Origin of the sequence: Mesorhizobium sp. M5C.F.Ca.IN.020.29.1.1, assembly GCF_003997375.1 — a bacterium.
In the GTDB taxonomy this organism is placed as follows: Bacteria; Pseudomonadota; Alphaproteobacteria; order Rhizobiales; family Rhizobiaceae; genus Mesorhizobium; species Mesorhizobium wenxiniae.
Genome location: NZ_RZSW01000079.1, coordinates 1 through 16,463, shown reverse-complemented (window position 1 = coordinate 16,463; position 16,463 = coordinate 1). Strand labels below are relative to the sequence as shown.

Annotated in this window: 14 protein-coding genes and 2 pseudogenes; 7 read left to right on the top strand and 9 right to left on the bottom strand. The window is 62.4% G+C overall.

The annotated features are described in order from the left end of the window. The 5 genes and pseudogenes from EOA85_RS09430 to EOA85_RS09410 all read right to left on the bottom strand — a co-directional run. A pseudogene (locus EOA85_RS09430) lies at positions 1-172 on the bottom strand (molybdopterin molybdenumtransferase MoeA); the annotation flags it as partial. After that, a complete protein-coding gene (gene moaC / locus EOA85_RS09425; protein WP_127209209.1) occupies positions 172-669 on the bottom strand; it encodes a cyclic pyranopterin monophosphate synthase MoaC in 498 nt (165 codons plus the stop codon). The pseudogene EOA85_RS09430 and the gene moaC, both read right to left, overlap by 1 nt. A gap of 66 nt (positions 670-735) precedes the next feature. Further along, a complete protein-coding gene (trpC, locus tag EOA85_RS09420; RefSeq protein ID WP_127209208.1) occupies positions 736-1,587 on the bottom strand; it encodes an indole-3-glycerol phosphate synthase TrpC in 852 nt (283 codons plus the stop codon). A 4-nt stretch (positions 1,588-1,591) separates the two neighbouring features. Next, on the bottom strand, positions 1,592-2,602 hold the full coding sequence (gene trpD, locus EOA85_RS09415; protein WP_127209207.1) for an anthranilate phosphoribosyltransferase: 1,011 nt from the start codon (positions 2,600-2,602) through the stop codon (positions 1,592-1,594). Then, the gene (locus tag EOA85_RS09410; RefSeq protein WP_127209206.1) at positions 2,599-4,491 is read right to left on the bottom strand and encodes a SurA N-terminal domain-containing protein; all 1,893 of its coding nucleotides are present in this window, start codon (positions 4,489-4,491) and stop codon (positions 2,599-2,601) included. Before EOA85_RS09410 ends, trpD begins: the two co-directional genes overlap by 4 nt. Positions 4,492-4,635: 144 nt before the next feature. Between EOA85_RS09410 and tpiA the strand changes: the two genes are divergently transcribed. The 6 genes from tpiA (at position 4,636) to EOA85_RS09380 (ending at position 10,347) form a co-directional block, all read left to right on the top strand. After that, positions 4,636-5,403 (top strand): triose-phosphate isomerase, encoded by a 768-nt coding sequence (tpiA, locus tag EOA85_RS09405; protein WP_127209205.1) that lies wholly within the window; start codon positions 4,636-4,638, stop codon positions 5,401-5,403. A 180-nt stretch (positions 5,404-5,583) separates the two neighbouring features. Then, positions 5,584-6,042, top strand: a complete 459-nt coding sequence (gene secG / locus EOA85_RS09400) for a preprotein translocase subunit SecG (RefSeq protein WP_065009597.1) — start codon at positions 5,584-5,586, stop codon at positions 6,040-6,042. A 212-nt stretch (positions 6,043-6,254) separates the two neighbouring features. Continuing rightward, a complete protein-coding gene (locus EOA85_RS09395; protein ID WP_127209211.1) occupies positions 6,255-7,370 on the top strand; it encodes a L,D-transpeptidase in 1,116 nt (371 codons plus the stop codon). A gap of 137 nt (positions 7,371-7,507) precedes the next feature. Continuing rightward, positions 7,508-9,145, top strand: coding sequence for a CTP synthase (locus EOA85_RS09390; RefSeq protein WP_095520383.1), 1,638 nt, complete (start codon positions 7,508-7,510; stop codon positions 9,143-9,145). Between the two features lie 16 nt (positions 9,146-9,161). Continuing rightward, positions 9,162-9,701, top strand: a complete 540-nt coding sequence (locus EOA85_RS09385) for a DUF1697 domain-containing protein (protein ID WP_127209204.1) — start codon at positions 9,162-9,164, stop codon at positions 9,699-9,701. A 343-nt stretch (positions 9,702-10,044) separates the two neighbouring features. Then, a complete protein-coding gene (locus tag EOA85_RS09380; RefSeq protein ID WP_127209203.1) occupies positions 10,045-10,347 on the top strand; it encodes a DUF982 domain-containing protein in 303 nt (100 codons plus the stop codon). A 45-nt stretch (positions 10,348-10,392) separates the two neighbouring features. On the opposite strand, the gene EOA85_RS09375 is transcribed toward EOA85_RS09380, so the two are convergent. From EOA85_RS09375 to EOA85_RS09360, 4 genes and pseudogenes are all read right to left on the bottom strand, one after another. Next, complete coding sequence (locus EOA85_RS09375) at positions 10,393-10,575, bottom strand: winged helix-turn-helix domain-containing protein (protein WP_281033720.1); 183 nt, start codon at positions 10,573-10,575, stop codon at positions 10,393-10,395. A gap of 99 nt (positions 10,576-10,674) precedes the next feature. Further along, positions 10,675-12,444: a trehalose-6-phosphate synthase gene (locus EOA85_RS09370; RefSeq protein WP_127209210.1), complete on the bottom strand. Its 1,770-nt coding sequence runs from the start codon at positions 12,442-12,444 to the stop codon at positions 10,675-10,677. Between the two features lie 165 nt (positions 12,445-12,609). Beyond that, positions 12,610-14,771, bottom strand: a pseudogene (locus tag EOA85_RS09365) (amylo-alpha-1,6-glucosidase). Positions 14,772-14,815: 44 nt separating this feature from the next. Continuing rightward, positions 14,816-15,877, bottom strand: a complete 1,062-nt coding sequence (locus EOA85_RS09360) for a glycosyltransferase family 4 protein (protein WP_127209202.1) — start codon at positions 15,875-15,877, stop codon at positions 14,816-14,818. A 216-nt stretch (positions 15,878-16,093) separates the two neighbouring features. Between EOA85_RS09360 and EOA85_RS09355 the strand changes: the two genes are divergently transcribed. Beyond that, a complete protein-coding gene (locus tag EOA85_RS09355; protein ID WP_127209201.1) occupies positions 16,094-16,396 on the top strand; it encodes a DUF982 domain-containing protein in 303 nt (100 codons plus the stop codon). Positions 16,397-16,463 lie beyond the last annotated feature (67 nt).

Below are 16,463 nucleotides of genomic sequence, written 5' to 3'. Positions count from 1 at the left end.
CGGCATAGCCGTCCATGGCGGACGCGTTGAACGGCGGCTGGGTGCGGAGCGCCAGAAGCGGCTCCGCCAGCACGCGGTCGGCGGCGTCCATCAGGGCGACGCATTCAGCCTGCAAGGGCGCAGCATCCTCAAGCAGGCGCTCGAGCGCCTCGGCGACCGGAAGCAGTGCCATTATTGGCCTGCCCCCTTGGCGTCCGCCTTGTAGTCGCCGGATTTGCCGCCGGTCTTTTCCACCAGCCTGATGCCCGAGATCACCATGGCGCGGTCAACCGCCTTGGCCATGTCATAGATGGTCAGGCAGGCGACCGAGACGGCGGTCAGCGCTTCCATCTCGACGCCGGTCTTACCTGCGACGCGGGCCAGCACCGTGACCTTCAGGCCTGGCAGCGTCGCGTCCGGTTCGATGTCAACGGATATCTTGGTCAACAGCAGCGGATGGCAGAGCGGGATCAGCTCATGCGTCCTCTTGGCCGCCATGATGCCGGCGATGCGCGCCGTGCCCAGCACGTCGCCCTTCTTGGCATCGCCGTCGAGAATCATCTTCAGCGTTTCGGGCCGCATCGCGACAAGACCTTCGGCGATTGCCGTGCGCGTCGTCTCCGCCTTGTCGCCGACATCGACCATATTGGCTTCGCCTTTCGGGCCAAGATGGGTGAGGGCGGCCGTCATCGTCAGTCAGTCTTAGAGCGACGTGCGTCCGTTTGGACGCGCAAAGTACGCTCTAGCACTTTGAATCTATGCATCGTGCTCTCCGAAAATCGATTCCGATTTTCGGGCCGATGCAATGGCGGGCGCCTTGCCCGTCAAAAGCAGGCGCGTCGCAGTGGCCACATTCTGTTGCCGCATCAAGCTCTCGCCGACGAGGAACGTACCGATGTCGCTCAGTTCCAGCCTGCGGCAGTCTTCGTGCGAGAAAATACCGCTCTCGCTGACCAGCAGGCGGTCTGCCGGCACCATCTTCGCAAGCCGCTCCGAGGTCTCGATGCTGGTTTCGAACGTCCGGAGATTGCGGTTGTTGATGCCGATCAGCCGCGACGACAGTTTCAGCGCGCGTTCCGTCTCGGCCTCGTCATGCACTTCGACCAGTGCGTCCATGCCGAGTTCGAACGCCGTCGTTTCGAGTTCGCTGGCCACGGCGTCATCGACGCTCGCCATGATGATCAGGATGGCATCCGCGCCCCACGCACGGGCTTCGAACACCTGATACGGCTCGAACAGAAAATCCTTGCGCAAAGCGGGCAATGTCACGGCGTTGCGCGCATCGGTGAGGAATTCAGGCGCGCCCTGGAAGGACGGCGCGTCGGTCAGCACCGAAAGGCAGGCAGCACCACCTTTCGCATAGGCCCTGGCCAATGCCGGCGGATCGAAATCGGCGCGGATCAGGCCCTTGGACGGGCTCGCCTTCTTGATCTCGGCGATCAGCGCGAAGCTGCCGGATTTGCGCTTGGCTTCAAGAGCCGAGAGAAAGCCGCGCGCTGCATCGGTGTCCTTCGCCCGCGCCTTGATCTCGGCAAGCGGCACGCGCGCCTTCGCCGCAGCGATCTCGTCGCGCTTGTAGGCTTCGATCTTGCGCAGGATATCAGACACGGCTCTATCCGTTCGAAATCTCGACCAGCCGGTCGAGCACTTTCAGCGACCGGCCGCTGTCGATGGCTTGCGCCGCCGTCGCCATGCCGTCGGCAAGCGTCGTCGCCTTGCCCGCCACCACCAGTCCGGCGCCGGCGTTCATCAGCACTGTATCACGAAAGGCGCCGGCAGCGCCGCCCAGCATATCGCGCAGCGCCTGGGCGTTGTAGGCGGCGTCGCCGCCGCGCAACTCGTCCTTGGTGTGCCGCTTCAGCCCGACCGCTTCCGGGGTCAGTGAAAAGCTGCGGATCTCGCCGCCGACCAGTTCGGCCACTTGGGTCTCACCGGTGGTGGTGATCTCGTCATAGCCGTCGCCATGGGCGACCCAAGCGTGGTCGGCGCCCAGCGCCTTCAGCGTCTCGGCCACCGGCATGATCCATTTAGGCAAGAAGACGCCGACCATCTGCCGGCTCACACTGGCCGGATTGGAGAGCGGGCCAAGCAGGTTGAAGATGGTGCGGGTGCCGAGCTCGACGCGGATCGGGCCGACATGCTTCATCGCCGGATGATGCGCCGGCGCGAACATGAAGCCGACGCCTGTGTCGTGGATACAGCGGCCGATCGTTTCCGGCGGGATATCGATCTTGACGCCGAGCGCAGTTAGCACGTCGGCGGCGCCGGTCTGCGAGGATAGTCCGCGATTGCCGTGCTTGGCCACCGGCACGCCGCAGGCGGCGATGACGAAGGCGGATGCGGTCGATATGTTGACGCTGTGCGAATTGTCGCCGCCGGTGCCGACGATGTCGATCGCGTCAGCGGGCGCGTCGACGCGCAGCATCTTGGCGCGCATGGTGGCGACGGCGCCGGAAATCTCGCTCACCGTCTCGCCGCGCACGCGCAGCGCCATCAGGAAGCCGCCGATCTGGCCGGGCGTAGCGTCGCCCGACATGATGATGTCGAAGGCCTCGCGCGCCTCCTCGAAGGAAAGGGAGTTGCCGGTGGCGACCTTGGCGATATGGGTCTTGAGCGCGCTCATCTGGTCAGGGCTTGGGCAACCGCGGTCTGGTCGATGCGAACGTCGTACTGCGTCTGCAGCTGCGCCACCAGCTGGTCGAGCAGGTCGTCGGACATGCCGGCGGTGAACGATTTCTGCGCGTCGTCCGGCACCGAGCTGGCGTCGGCTCCGGCAGGTTCGAAGACTTCGGCGATCTTGAACAGGATCTGTCCGTCGCCGGTGGGCGAAGGGATCAATCCGGTCCCGCCTTCGCCTTCGCCGAACATCGCAGCCGCCCCTTCCTTGCCGAAATCGACGTCGTCCGCCTCGCGCTTGACGCCGCGCTTGGTCTGCTTCTCAAGCTTGAGCTCGCTCGCGATCACGTCGAGCGTGGCGCCGGCCTTGAGACGCTTTTCGAGCTCGTCCGCTTTTGCAGTGAGCCGCTTGGTCGTTTCCGCCGCCGTCCAGTCGGCTACCACCTTCTGTCGGACTTCATCCAGCGCGCGGTCGCGGGCCGGCGTGATCGACTCCACCTCGTAGAACACGAAGCCGTTGTCGGCGGTGGTGAGGTCGGGATTCTCGGTGCCCGGTTCGGCGTCGAACACGGCCTTGATGAGTTCCGGCGATTCCGGCAGGTCCTTGACGATGGTGCCGTCCGGCCTCAGGCCGGTGCGATCGATCGCGTCGATGGTGACGACCTTCAGCTTCAGTTTTTCGGCCGCTTGCTTGAGCGTGCTGCCCGAAGCGCGGATATCTTCGTAATTGTCGTGCACATCCAACAGAATGCGGCTTGCCTCGCCCAGCGCCAGATCCCTGCGGATATCTGCGGACACTTCGGCCAGCGGCTTCACCACTTCGGGCTTGATGTCGGTGACGCGCAGCAGCACCGGACCGAAGGCGCCCTGAACGACCGGACTTACTTCGTTGACATTAAGCGCAAACGCCGCATCCGCCACTGCCTTGTCGGCGATCTTGTCCTTGGACAGTGTGCCGAGCAGCGTGTCGGCTTGCGTCTTGCCCTCGGCGACGACGATCTTGTCGAAGGTAGCGCCGGTCTTGAGTGAATCGAGCGCGGCCTTCGCGGCATCAGGCGTTTTGAACACGAGCTGTTCGATGGTGCGCATTTCCGGCGTGGTGTAGCGCCCCTTGTTCTTGTTGTAGTCGTCGCTGACCTGTTGGTCGGTCACGGCACTCGGATCCATGATGTCTTGCGGCTCGAGCCTGACATAGGAGAATTTGCGGTATTCGGGCGCCGCATATGTCTTCTTGCTTTCCTCGAAATAGGCCGAAAGCGCAGTGTCGGATGGCGCTCCAATCGGCTCGACCAGCGATTTCGGCAAGGTCACATACTCGATGGTGCGGTCTTCGCCACGATAGAGCGCGACTGCCTTCAAGAAAGTATCCGGAGCCTTGAGGCCGTCCGAAACCGCCTCGACAATCTGCTGGCGCACAGCCACCTGGGCGCGATTCCTCAGATAGTCTTCCGGCCGCATGCCGACCTGTTGCAGTATGTATTCGAACGTCCTCCGGTCGAAGGTGCCGCCAGGACCCTTGAAAGCTGGGTCTTCATGCGTGAGTTGGGCCAGCCGGTCCTTGGACAACCCAAGCCCGAGCTTGCGCGCCTGCTCATCGAGGACTGCACCCGACACGAGTTGCGCCAGCACCTGGTTATCGAGGCCGAGCGCCGTCGCCTGCTCGCGGCTGATGCGCTGGCCGAATTGCTGCGACATCACGCTGATTTGGCGATCATAGGCGAGGCGATACTCGTTGATTGACACTTTGGTGCCTCCGGCCGTGATAACGGCATCGTGGCCCGCAAAACCACCGACCATCTGCCCGGAAATGCCCCAGACGGCAAAGCTCAATACCAACAATATCAGCAGTGCCTTCGCGACCCAGGTCCCGGCCGCGCTTCTCAAGATACTAAGCATGGTCACTTCCGATTTTTGGCGCATTTGGCATGCGCCGAGTTTGAAACAAGCGCAATAGCGTCCTTCCGGCCCACTGTCGATTGCTTTGTGGGCTGAGTTTGGTAGTGAGGACGCAGCCGAATATTGCCCGGAGAAGCAAATCCCATGACGCTAGGAATCCGCCCGCTGGTCGCAGGCAACTGGAAAATGAACGGCACCAGCGCCTCGCTCAACGAACTCAGGATGATCGGCAACGGCTTCATGAGCGGGCTCGATGCGGAGACCGAAGCGCTGGTCTGCGTTCCGGCGACGCTACTCGCGCACGCCGCAGAGATTTTGTCGCGCACGCCGGTCCGGGCCGGGGGCGAGGATTGCCACACGAAGGAGAGCGGCGCCCATACCGGCTGCATTTCGGCCGAGATGCTGAAGGATGCGGGCGCTAGCTACGTCATCGTCGGCCATTCCGAACGTCGCGCCGATCACAATGAGGACGACGCCATTGTTCAGGCCAAGGCGTCCGCCGCGTGGCGCGCCGGGCTGATAGCCATCATTTGCATCGGCGAGACGAGAGCCGAGCGCGAGGCGGGCGCGACGCTCGATGTGCTGTCGCGCCAGGTCGCCGGCTCGGTGCCGCCCAACGCCACGGCGTCGAACACCGTTATAGCCTATGAGCCGGTATGGGCGATCGGCACTGGACTGACGCCGACCGCCGCCGACGTTGCTGAGGCGCATGCGCATATTCGCGGAAAACTGTCGGAAAAGCTTGGCAGCGCGGCGGCGAAGATGCGCATCCTCTATGGCGGCTCGGTCAAGCCGTCGAACGCGGTCGAACTGCTCGGCGTGAAAAATGTCGACGGCGCGCTGGTCGGCGGCGCCAGTCTGAAGGCGGCGGACTTTCTCGGTATCGCCGAAGCCTATCGAAATATCTCGTAGCATCGAAAGGCTATCGGGGCACTTTGGATAGGCTGTGCCGCAGCGGGAAATCGTTGCAAAGGGCGCACTGCTTCCCATATTCCGGCCACGGGCTTGGAAATGCCATCAAAGCATTGTATTGAGCCGCCTCCAAATCACCGGCCGTATCCGCGGCCGCGCAAGGCTTTGCCAGGGTAAGCTATGGAAACCGTTCTGATCGTCGTCCACCTCATGGTAGTGCTCGCTCTTGTCGGCGTGGTGCTGCTGCAGCGCTCCGAAGGCGGCGGCCTCGGCATCGGCGGCGGCTCGGGCTTCATGACCGCGCGCGGCGCGGCCAACGCGCTGACGCGGGCGACGGCGATCCTGGCGGCGGCTTTCTTCGCCACCTCGCTGACATTGTCGATCGTCGCGCGTTATGGCGAGAAGCCAATCGATATTCTCGATCGTGTGCCTGTGACTAACGGCGGGGGCGGCGTGCTCAACCAGTTGCCTGGCACCACGGCGCCGACACCACCTTCCGGTAATACAGCGCCAACGCCGCCTTCCGGCAATGATGCTGCAGCCCCGGCTCCCGCTGCACCGCCTGCGGCGGATTCGACCACGCCGCCGGCCACAAACGGCGTCACCCAGCCAGTAACGCCGCAGGTTCCGAACCAGTAACCAGCAGACGTCCGGCGCCGCGATCTGTTGTTGTTTGAACACAGTCGCGGCAAATGCCGCACGATCCCGAGGATTCGACCGGGCACGGCACGACAGGGCGCTTGAGGCGTCTTCGATTAATCGATTATAGATTGCGCGCGGCACTTTCGGCGTCCTTGGGGGACGCCGGGCGACGCCGTGGGCAACAAGCATTGAACGATCGGATCTTCGCCATGCAGCTTCGCAGCTTCATATTAGCCGGCCTTTGTGCCGTGCTCAGCCTTGGTGGGCCCGCTTACGCGGCCATGCCGGCGGGTAATTCGGCCTCTAAAACCGCAGTAACAACTGACGTCGTCAACGTCGCCGCCAAAAGCGATACGGCGCAGCTAAGGCTCCTCAAGAAGAAGAAAAATCCGACCGCGAACGATCTGGCCCAAATCGGCAAGATCGAAGCCAAGATTGCGGCCGACAAAGAGGCCGCTCGAGCCAAGGCGCTCGAGGCCAGGAAGCTGGCGATGCGCGAGGCGGCCAAAGCCAAGGCCGACGCGGAACGGCAGGCGTTCCTTGCCAAGAAGAGCCTTGCCAAGAAGGATAAGTCCGCTGCCCAGCTGGCCGACGGAAAGCCGGCTAAGAAGACCGTCAAGATCATCGAACCCATCGCACCGATCCAGTCGGCCGAGCCGGTTTCCGCCGAGGCCATGAACGTCGCGTTGATCGGCAACAACGGTGAATTGCGCAGCGAGCCGGTTGGACAGAAGCCGCAGAGCGTCGGGCTGTTCGCCGGTTTGTTCGGCGGCACGTCCTCGTCGATGTCGCTGCTCCCCGAGACCCGCGCTCTCGATGCCGCACTCGCCAGGAAGGAAGCCAAGAAGCAGTTCAAGGTGAAGCCCGAGTTCGTGCCGCAAGAGGTCGAATTCACCGGCTACAGTCCCGGCACCATCGTTATCGATACCAGCGCACGCCGCCTCTATCTCGTCGAATCCTCATGGACCGCCCGCCGTTATGCGATCGCGGTCGGTCGTGACGGCCTGCAGTTCAAGGGCACGGTAGCGGTCGGCGACAAGCAGGAATGGCCGCGCTGGATCCCGACACTCGAGATGCAGAAGCGTGAACCGAAGAATTATGGCCGGTACAAGGACGGCATGCCCGGCGGCGGCGAAAATCCGCTCGGCGCGCGCGCCATCTATCTCTACGACGGCAAGAAAGACACCCATCTGCGCATTCACGGCACCATCGCGCCGCAGTCGATCGGAACAAGCGCCTCCAATGGCTGCTTCCGCATGATCAACGAGCACGTGATGGACCTTTACCGCCGGGTGAAAGTGGGCACCAAGGTCGTCATCATCTGACGACTTAACGGACTATTCCAAAGGGCCGGTCTCGCCGGCCCTTTTGTTTTGGTTCGAGCATCACCAGGGCGCCTTCTTGGGAAAAAGCCTTCGCGGCGGTTTTTTCTCTGGCGGAATCAATTCGGCCGCGTTAAGCGATGACTCCCATGGCGCGATATGTATTCATCACAGGCGGCGTGGTTTCCTCACTCGGAAAAGGCATCGCTGCAGCGGCCCTTGGGGCTCTCTTGCAGGCGCGAGGCTATCGCGCGCGCATAAAGAAGCTCGATCCCTATCTCAATGTCGATCCCGGCACGATGTCGCCATACCAGCATGGCGAAGTCTTCGTGACCGACGACGGCGCCGAGACCGATCTCGATCTTGGCCATTATGAGCGCTTCACCGGCCGCTCGGCCAACCAGCAGGACAACATCACCACAGGCCGCATCTACAAGAACATCATCGAGCGGGAGCGGCGCGGCGACTATCTTGGCGCCACCGTGCAAGTGATTCCGCACGTCACCGACGAGATCAAGAACTTCATTCTCAACGGCAATGACGACTATGACTTCGTGCTGTGCGAGATCGGCGGTACGGTCGGCGACATCGAGGCGATGCCGTTCCTGGAGGCGATCCGCCAGCTCGGCAACGATCTGCCGCGCAACAACGCCGTCTACGTGCACCTGACGCTGATGCCCTACATTCCAACGGCGGGCGAATTGAAGACCAAGCCGACCCAGCATTCGGTCAAGGAATTGCGCGGCATCGGCATTGCGCCCGACATTCTGCTGGTCCGCGCCGACCGCCCCATCCCCAGGGAAGAGCGCCGCAAACTGTCGCTGTTCTGCAATGTCCGCGAGAGCGCGGTCATTCAGGCACTCGACGTCCCGCACATCTATGACGTGCCGATGGCCTATCACAATGAAGGGCTGGATTCGGAGGTGCTGGCCGCTTTCGGCATCGATCCGGCGCCGAAGCCGCGCATGGAGCCCTGGCAAGCGGTGTCCAACCGCATTCACAATCCGGAAGGCGAGGTGACCATCGCCGTCGTCGGCAAGTATACCGGCCTCAAGGACGCGTACAAATCGCTGATCGAGGCGCTGTCGCATGGCGGCCTCGCCAACCACGTCAAGGTCAAGCTCGACTGGATTGAGAGCGAGATTTTCGAGAAGGAAGATCCGGCGCCGTGGCTGGAAAAGGTCCACGGGATTCTGGTCCCCGGCGGCTTTGGCGAGCGCGGCGCTGAAGGCAAGATCCTGGCGGCGAAGTTCGCCCGCGAGCGAAAAGTGCCATATTTCGGCATCTGCTTCGGCATGCAGATGGCTTGCATCGAAGCAGCGCGCTCGCTGGCCGGCGTCGAGCATGCCTCGTCGACCGAATTCGGTCCGACCGAGGAACCGGTCGTCGGCCTGATGACCGAATGGCTGAAAGGCAACATGCTGGAGAAGCGCAGGGAAACTGGCGACCTCGGCGGCACCATGCGGCTCGGCGCCTATCGAGCTGACCTCGCCAGGGGTTCGAAAATCGCCGACATCTACGGTGACACGCAGATTTCCGAGCGCCACCGCCACCGCTATGAGGTTAATGTCGACTACAAGGAGCGGCTCGAGGATTGCGGCCTGGTCTTTGCCGGCATGTCGCCCGACGGCGTGCTGCCGGAAACGGTCGAATACCCCGACCATCCCTGGTTCATCGGCGTGCAGTATCATCCCGAGCTGAAAAGCCGGCCACTCGACCCGCACCCGCTGTTTGCCAGCTTCATAGAGGCCGCGGTGGAACAGTCGCGGCTGGTCTAGGCTGCCACCGGCCGTCATGCAAACTTACGTCGCTCTGCTTTACAGCATCGTTCTGGGCGAGGGGCGACGTCTCGTCATGTCCGATCTCAGGGCCATGACAGAAGGCTTGGGGCTGTACAACCCGCGCACGCTGGTGGCGACCGGCAATCTGGTCTTCGAGACGAAAGAGACAGAAATTGCCGCGCTGGAGCGCCGGTTGGAGACGGCGTTCGAAAAGACCTTCGGCCGCCATGTCGACATCATCGTGCGCCGCGCGGATGACTGGTTGAAGCTTGCGGCCGGCAATCCGTTTCCCGCCGAATCGGCTGCCGCGGCGGATCAGGTAGCGGTGCGCGTGATGCGCAAGCCCGTTCCCGCTGAGGCCCTCGCGGCGCTGGAGGCCTATGTCGGCAACGATGAGCGAATGCAGGCCGTCGGCGGCGACATCTGGATCTTCTTTTCCCGCGAGACGCCAAGTTCGCGGTTGCTTGCGGCGACAAGCCATAAACGTCTCGGTGTCGGCACATCCCGCAACTGGAACACAGTGCGCAAATTGGCGGAGATGGTCGGCGGGTAGGCTTCTCCTTCCCACAAGCTAGGGGAGGAGGGGACAATTATGTCATGCCTTCGCCGTCCCGGCTCCGGCGGAACTCGCCGTTTCCCTGTAGAGAGCCTCGACGCGAGGGAACCGGCAACCGCTTGGTTTGCCGGCTTTGGCCTATAGGCATTCGATGAAAGCCGCGCCTATCGGCGCACAACGGTGTCACGTTTGGTGATTCGATTTCGGTCGAACGATATGAGAGACTTCGTCTTGGCCCGGCCTCATTTTTAGCATCGGGCCCTGTTTGCCGGAACCAAGTGGTCAGCCGTAAGTTCAACAAGGTTCGATCAGGCACGTAGCGATCGACCGGGAGGAAACGATGGATCGCCTGCAATTCTTTACGCCTGTGCGGATTTCGCGCGGGCAGGAACGCCCTGCCGAAGAAATTTATAGTGTAGCCGAAGCGATGGGGTTCTTGCGTAAATGGCCAATAGGCCGGCGTGGGCCAGTCTACCAGTGCGCGGTCAATTGCTGCTCTGCGGCTCTGGCGGGCCGGATGTCGGCAGAAGAAGCAAGGAAGGCTTTTGCGGGCTTCGCCCGAATCACACGCTTGCTCGACGACGACATGACACTGCCGATGGGCGGCGAAAATATTGATAGCGTGCATGCGCTGAGGCGATGAACGTTCATATTGCACCCCGCCATGAACGCGGTGCCTGCGGCAACGTCACAGCACCTCGACTGAGGCAGCGAACACGCAGCCAGCGCCGCGCTCGGTGACAACGAGCTTCGGCTCGCTCGGGTTGACCTCAAGCTTGCGGCGCAGTCGCAATATCTGCACGTCGATACTGCGGTCGAACACCTCTTCGTCGAGAATCCTGCTGGCGGCGAGCAGCTCCTCGCGGCTCAGGATCTGCTACGGCGATTGCAGGAATGCTGCCAGCATGTCGACCATCATCAGGTCCACCGGTCTTTAGTTGAGGACGCGCGACAAGAGCCGGCATGCTCGTCACGACACTGCCTTTCTTGTCCGCTCGAACATGGAAATGACATTGTTGTTCGATGGCCGCTCGCCGTTGCCCGTCACCCGGTCGAGGTCGCCACGCTTGCGAAGGCGGGCCGCATCCAGAAGCATGCTGCCGGCCCAGCGATAGACGTTATTGTCGCGGACCATCTCGCGCATGGGCCGCATACGCTCGCGCTGTTCCTCCGGCGTCATGGTCAGCGCCTGCAGCAGCGCTTCGCTCGTCATGGCCGTATCGTAGGGATTGACGATCAATGCCTCCAGAAGTTCGCGCGAAGCGCCGGCAAAGGTGCTGAGCAACAGCACGCCCTGTTCGTCGTCGCGCGCCGCGACGAATTCCTTGGCCACCAGGTTCATGCCGTCATGCAGGCTGGTGACCATGCAAATGTCGGCCGCCCGATAGATCTCGTAGACCTGTTCCTGCGAGTGATGTTCGGCCACCATCAGGAGAGGACTGTAGTCGTTGGTGCCATAGCGCTGGTTTAGCTCTTCGGCATAGCGAAGGCATTCGTCATGAAGTTGCTGGTAGGCCGGCAATGAGCCCCGGCTGGGCGCCGCGACCTGCAGGAAAACCACTTTGCCTACCCATTCGGGATATCGCGTGAACAATTCGTCCAAGGCATGGAAGCGATCGAGAATGCCTTTGGTGTAGTCGAGGCGCTCGACGCCGACGCACAGTTTGACGTTCGCAGGCAGCCCGAATCTTTCGCGGACACGGGCACGGCATTCCTCGACAGCCGGCAATCTTGCCAGCAGTTCGGCCGGCCATTCTATTGAAATGGGGTAAGCGTGGACCAGAGTCGTTTGCCCGCCATAGGAGATCGCCGCGTCCGCCCGTTCTATGCGGCTTTCCAGGAAGCGATCGACGCTTTCGGTGAAATTGTTGGCGTGGAACTGAGTATGGAAGCCGATGATGGAGCTGCCCAGCAAGCCTTCCAGGATCCGTTCACGCCATGGACAGATGCTGTACACTTCCGAATTGGGCCACGGGATATGCCAGAAAGTGATGACGATTGCCTCGGGCAGGCGCTCGCGGATCATGCGCGGCAAGAGCGCGAAGTGGTAGTCCTGGACCAGCACAATCGGCCGCTCGTTGCGCGCCTCGGCAACCACTGTATCGGCGAACTTCCGGTTGACGGCCTCATAGGCCTCCCAATCCGACGCGCGAAAAATCGGGCGGGTGAAGGCGATATGGCAAAGCGGCCACAGACCTTCATTGGCGAAGCCCAGATAATAGGCCTGGTATTCTTCCTCCGTCAGCCAGACCCTGCGCAGCGTGTAGGACGGATTGCCAGGCGGCACCTCAACCCGGTCGTTCTCGTCGACGGTGAGACGGTCAGCTGTTCCGCCGCCGTAGGCGATCCAGGTGCCGGCACAGGCTCGGGTGATCGGCTCAAGCGCCGAAACCAGCCCGCTGGCCGGTACCAAGAGCTCGACGCCGTCATCGTTGACGTTGTGGATGTAGGGTTCGCGGTTGGATACCACGATCACCTGCGTCTCCGGCAGATCCTCGGCCAGGATCTTGCGCAAGGTGTCGGGCGACCATGTGATCAGCGCTGCATCGGCCGAGTGGCCGTTCTTTTCAAACTCCCGCAGCACTGTGCGAGCCGCTTCCGAAATCACGTCCTCGCCTGCGGTGGATGCGGCCGCTGGTATGTGGCGTCGGTGGGATATCGAGAACACCAGGGCAACAGCGGAAAGGCCAAGACTTGCAATGATTAGAACCCAGAGTACCTCTATGCCATAGTCCGACATTGGAATAACGATTTTTCTCAGGCCGATCAGTGGCCATGTTGGTGTGTTGGTGTGTTTTTCGAATTCGCAGCCGGCCAATCGTGACAAGCTGCCGTGCGTCGGAACGTTCAGACGGGCCATCGGTTCCGCTAATCGCAGCGCAGCGGTCGGTTCCGAAAAGCCAAACTAGGTCCGCACGATGAGCGGCACCAAGCCCTCATGCCGGTCGGCGAGAAAGGCGACGACCTTATCGCCGACACGCTGGAAGGTGAGATCCACCTTCCTGGTGCCAAAGCCCAGATGCCTCAGCGTGAGCGTGTCGATACCAATCGGCAGCCTGGGACCGGTGACGTGGATTTGGCCGTCCCAGCCGTCGATCTCCAGGCCGAGGCAGGCCTGCATCAGCATGAAGGCAGACCCGGCCGACCAGGCCTGTGGCAGGCACGCGACGGGATAGGCGATCGGCGCTTCGCCCGGCGCGCGGGTAAAGCCGCAGAACAGTTCGGGCAACCGCATGTTGAAATGGACAGCCGATTCGAAGGTGCTGCTCATCAGCCGGACCACGCTTTCACGCTCGCCAAAGCGTGCCAGACCGGCGCCGCACATGGCGGTGTCATGCGGCCAGATCGAGCCATTGTGGTATGACATCGGGTTGAAGAACACAGCATCGTCGGCGAGCGTCCTCAGCCCCCAGCCCGAATGGAAGGAAGCCGAAAGCAGCTGGTCGGCGACCAGCTTCGCCCGCGTCGGCTCGGGGAGCCCGACATAGAGAAGATGCCCGACATTAGACGTCCGCGCCTTGCAGGGCTCGCCGGCGCCATCAATCGCCAAGGCATAGAAGCCGAGATCGTCCAGCCAGAAATGGCGTTCCACAGCGGCACGCATGGCCTCGGCGCGGCTGTCCCAATGATCGGCCCTGTCACCTTCGCTGCGGCGGCGGGCGAGCGCCGCCAGCCCCCGGAAGGCGGCAAAGACATAGCCTTGCACCTCCACCAGAGCGATCGGTCCCTTTGGGATGCGGCCGTCTGCATGGAAGACGGAATCGATGCTGTCCTTCCATCCCTGGTTGGAGAGGCCGGACTCGGCGGCACGCTGATAGGTTACGAAGCCGGTCGGCCGGCTCGCCTCCTCGGTCCACTCGGCCGCAGCGCAGAGCGACGGCCACAGGCTGTCGACGAACGCCATGTCGCCGGTACGGTCCGCATAGGCACAGGCGAGATGGATGAAGAGCGGCGTCGTGTCGACACCGCCGTAGTAGCGGCCGAAGGGGAGCTCCCGCAGCGCCGCATTTCGCCTTTGCGGGTCTCGTGCATGATCTTACCCGGCTGAGAATCGCTGAACGGCGATGTCTCCGTAGCCTGGTGCTGGGCAAGGAAGGCCAGCACGCCTCGCGCCAAACCCGGGTTGAGCCACAGCATCTGCAACGCGGAGATCACGCCGTCACGGCCGAACGCGGTAGAAAACCAGGGGATACCCGCATATGGGTAGGGTCCGGTCGTAAGCTCCGTGGTCAGCAGCGCCACATCCGCGCGAGCGCGCTCGACCCAATCGTTGAAGACGCGGCCGGAACTGTGCACAGTGGCACCATGGCGGCGCTTGGCCCGCATGCCGAAGCGAGCGCGGGCCGCGGCGGCGCGGTAGCGATCGCGGTTCGGCGTTTCCGCCACTCCGGGACCGACCTCGACATACAGCACCTTGCTGCTGCGCCTCGTCACGGCAATCAGGAAGTCCGCACGGTCGGCCGTCAGCTGGTCCGGCGCCTGCGAGAACGATATCGCCGACATCCGCGCCAGCCCGTCCAGCCCGTCGTAGCGAAGCAGGACGGAGCTCGCATCCGTCTCGGCAGCTTGGGCCATGCCGCGCTTCAGCCGTGTCGAGCCGCGCACTTCGAACATGTCGCGGAAATCGGCGGCAAAATGCAGCGAAACGCGGATGGTGGAGTGGTCCTGGCTGTAGTTGGAAAGGGTGATGCGTTCAAACAACCGGTCCTGCCAAAGCAGCCTGACGCGTTCGATATGGATCGCGCCCTGCGGAATGTCCCGGCCGCGGGCGCTCTGCATCGGCAGATTGGTCAGGTTGGAGGTGAAGAGCACATTGTCCTGGCTGAGCGACGCACCGAGCAGCGATGTCTGCCGGCCGCCGACGGTCAGCCGGAATTCGGAAAGCACTCGCGTGTCGTCACGGAAGAAACCATCGCCGGCGCCGCGAATATCGCCGTAGGCGTCGGCCACGGCAAAGCAATCGCCTTGCTTGAGGGCGAACAGCCGATGCGGCTCTCGAGGTGCGGTGGCGTCGAGGGACGCAAGTGCTACCGCGGGATCAAGCTTGCGCTCGTCGAGTTGGGCCATTCGCTACATATCTCTTTCGTTTCACCCCCCGGAGGTAATGCCGCTCACGACGCTCGTGCTTCGGCCGAGGCGCCGATCAGGCGCGCATAGGCGGAAACGTAGTCGCGGGTCATTCTTTCGGCGGAAAACCGCCTTTCGAAGACAGCTCGCACCTTCCGCCTGTCGAGCCGCAGCATGCCCGGCATCGAGGCGACCGCGCCCTCCATGGAATCCACGATAAAACCGGTCACGCCTTGATCGACGATTTCCGGCATTGCGCCGGAGCTCCAGGCGATCACCGGCGTGCCGCAGGCCATCGCCTCTATGACGGCAAGACCGAACGGCTCTGGCCAGTCGATCGGGAATACGAGGCCGGCCGCCTTGCCGAGGAATTCCGCCTTCTTATCCTCCTCGATCTCGCCGACATAGTCGACACGGTCACCGTCGACCAGCGGCTCGACCATCTCCCGGAAATAGGCGCGGTCGTCGTCGCCGATCTTTGCCGCAAGCTTCAGTTTCAGCCCGGAGCGCAGGGCGATCTCGATGGCACGATCCGGACGTTTATCGCGCGACATGCGGCCAAGGAAGGCGAGGTAGGGCTCCCCTGGGCTCTTCTCGAAAACCGGTTTGTAGAGTTCGGTCGGCAGCCCGTGGTGGATCGTCGTCAGCCAGTTGGCGTTGGTGAGCCCCGTGCTTTGGCTACGGGATACGGAGATCATCGGAAAGCGCGGAAAACGCTCATAGGCCGGGGCCAGATCGACATAGTCGAGCCTGCCATGCGGCGTCGTCACCGTCCGCTCGGGCATATGCTCGAAGAAGGAAAAATGCAGGAAATGGCTGAGGTGAAAATGAATGATATCAAAATCATGAGCTCGATTCCTCACCTCGGAAAGCATCGAAAGGTGCGCGGCTGTCTCGGATTTCAGCGGGCGTGGATCAAGACGCAGCGCACGCTCTCGACACGGCACCAATTTTGCCGACGTTTTTGTATCGCCACTGGCGAACAAGGTTACGTCATGGCCAAGCTCGACCAATCCTTCGGTCAGATAGGAGACAATGCGCTCCGTACCTCCATAGAGCCGAGGCGGTACGGATTCATGGAGCGGCGCCACATGGGCTATTCTCATAGGCTGGCTTTTCCCTCAAACATCATCGCTGAAGTCGAAATGCACCATCCCCCCGAACGTTCCCGCAACGGCAAGAAGTCGCGATGATTGGCGATTCACTCAGCCGACCCGTTGCCAATTTGCAAGGCCGTGGGCGGTTTTTGCCGGGAACCAATTGGCTGGCCGTGAATTTAATTAGGTTCGATCGAACGCATCGCGATCGACGGGGAGGAAAAGATGAATCGCCTGCAATTCTTTACGCCGGTGCGAATTTCGCGCGGGCAGGGAAAACCTGTCGAAGAAATCGGCAGTGTCAGAGAAGCGATGACGTTTTTGCGCCACTGGCCGAAAGGGCGGCGCGGCCCGGTGTATCAATGCGCGCTGAACTGCTGCGCTGCGGCTCTGGCGGGCCAGATGTCTGCCGAGGAAGCAAGAAAGGCTTTTACGGGTTTTGCCCGGATCACCCGGCTGCTGGATGACGACATGTCGCTGCCGACAGGCAGCGAAAGGATGGGCAGCCTGTACACGGCGAGGCGATAGACGGTAGATCCACTCGCGACGATCCGCGCCAGTGCGTCCACGCCGCCAAAAGAGACAGGCTTCAAGC

Bases quoted from the DNA above. Each gene is read 5' to 3' on its own strand.
- moaC (WP_127209209.1), bottom strand. From the start codon at position 669: ATGACGGCCGCCCTCACCCATCTTGGCCCGAAAGGCGAAGCCAATATG.
- trpD (WP_127209207.1), bottom strand. From the start codon at position 2,602: ATGAGCGCGCTCAAGACCCATATCGCCAAGGTCGCCACCGGCAACTCC.
- EOA85_RS09410 (WP_127209206.1), bottom strand. From the start codon at position 4,491: ATGCTTAGTATCTTGAGAAGCGCGGCCGGGACCTGGGTCGCGAAGGCA.
- tpiA (WP_127209205.1), top strand. From the start codon at position 4,636: ATGACGCTAGGAATCCGCCCGCTGGTCGCAGGCAACTGGAAAATGAAC.
- secG (WP_065009597.1), top strand. From the start codon at position 5,584: ATGGAAACCGTTCTGATCGTCGTCCACCTCATGGTAGTGCTCGCTCTT.
- EOA85_RS09395 (WP_127209211.1), top strand. From the start codon at position 6,255: ATGCAGCTTCGCAGCTTCATATTAGCCGGCCTTTGTGCCGTGCTCAGC.
- EOA85_RS09390 (WP_095520383.1), top strand. From the start codon at position 7,508: ATGACTCCCATGGCGCGATATGTATTCATCACAGGCGGCGTGGTTTCC.
- EOA85_RS09385 (WP_127209204.1), top strand. From the start codon at position 9,162: ATGCAAACTTACGTCGCTCTGCTTTACAGCATCGTTCTGGGCGAGGGG.
- EOA85_RS09380 (WP_127209203.1), top strand. From the start codon at position 10,045: ATGGATCGCCTGCAATTCTTTACGCCTGTGCGGATTTCGCGCGGGCAG.
- EOA85_RS09370 (WP_127209210.1), bottom strand. From the start codon at position 12,444: ATGTCGGACTATGGCATAGAGGTACTCTGGGTTCTAATCATTGCAAGT.
- EOA85_RS09360 (WP_127209202.1), bottom strand. From the start codon at position 15,877: ATGAGAATAGCCCATGTGGCGCCGCTCCATGAATCCGTACCGCCTCGG.
- EOA85_RS09355 (WP_127209201.1), top strand. From the start codon at position 16,094: ATGAATCGCCTGCAATTCTTTACGCCGGTGCGAATTTCGCGCGGGCAG.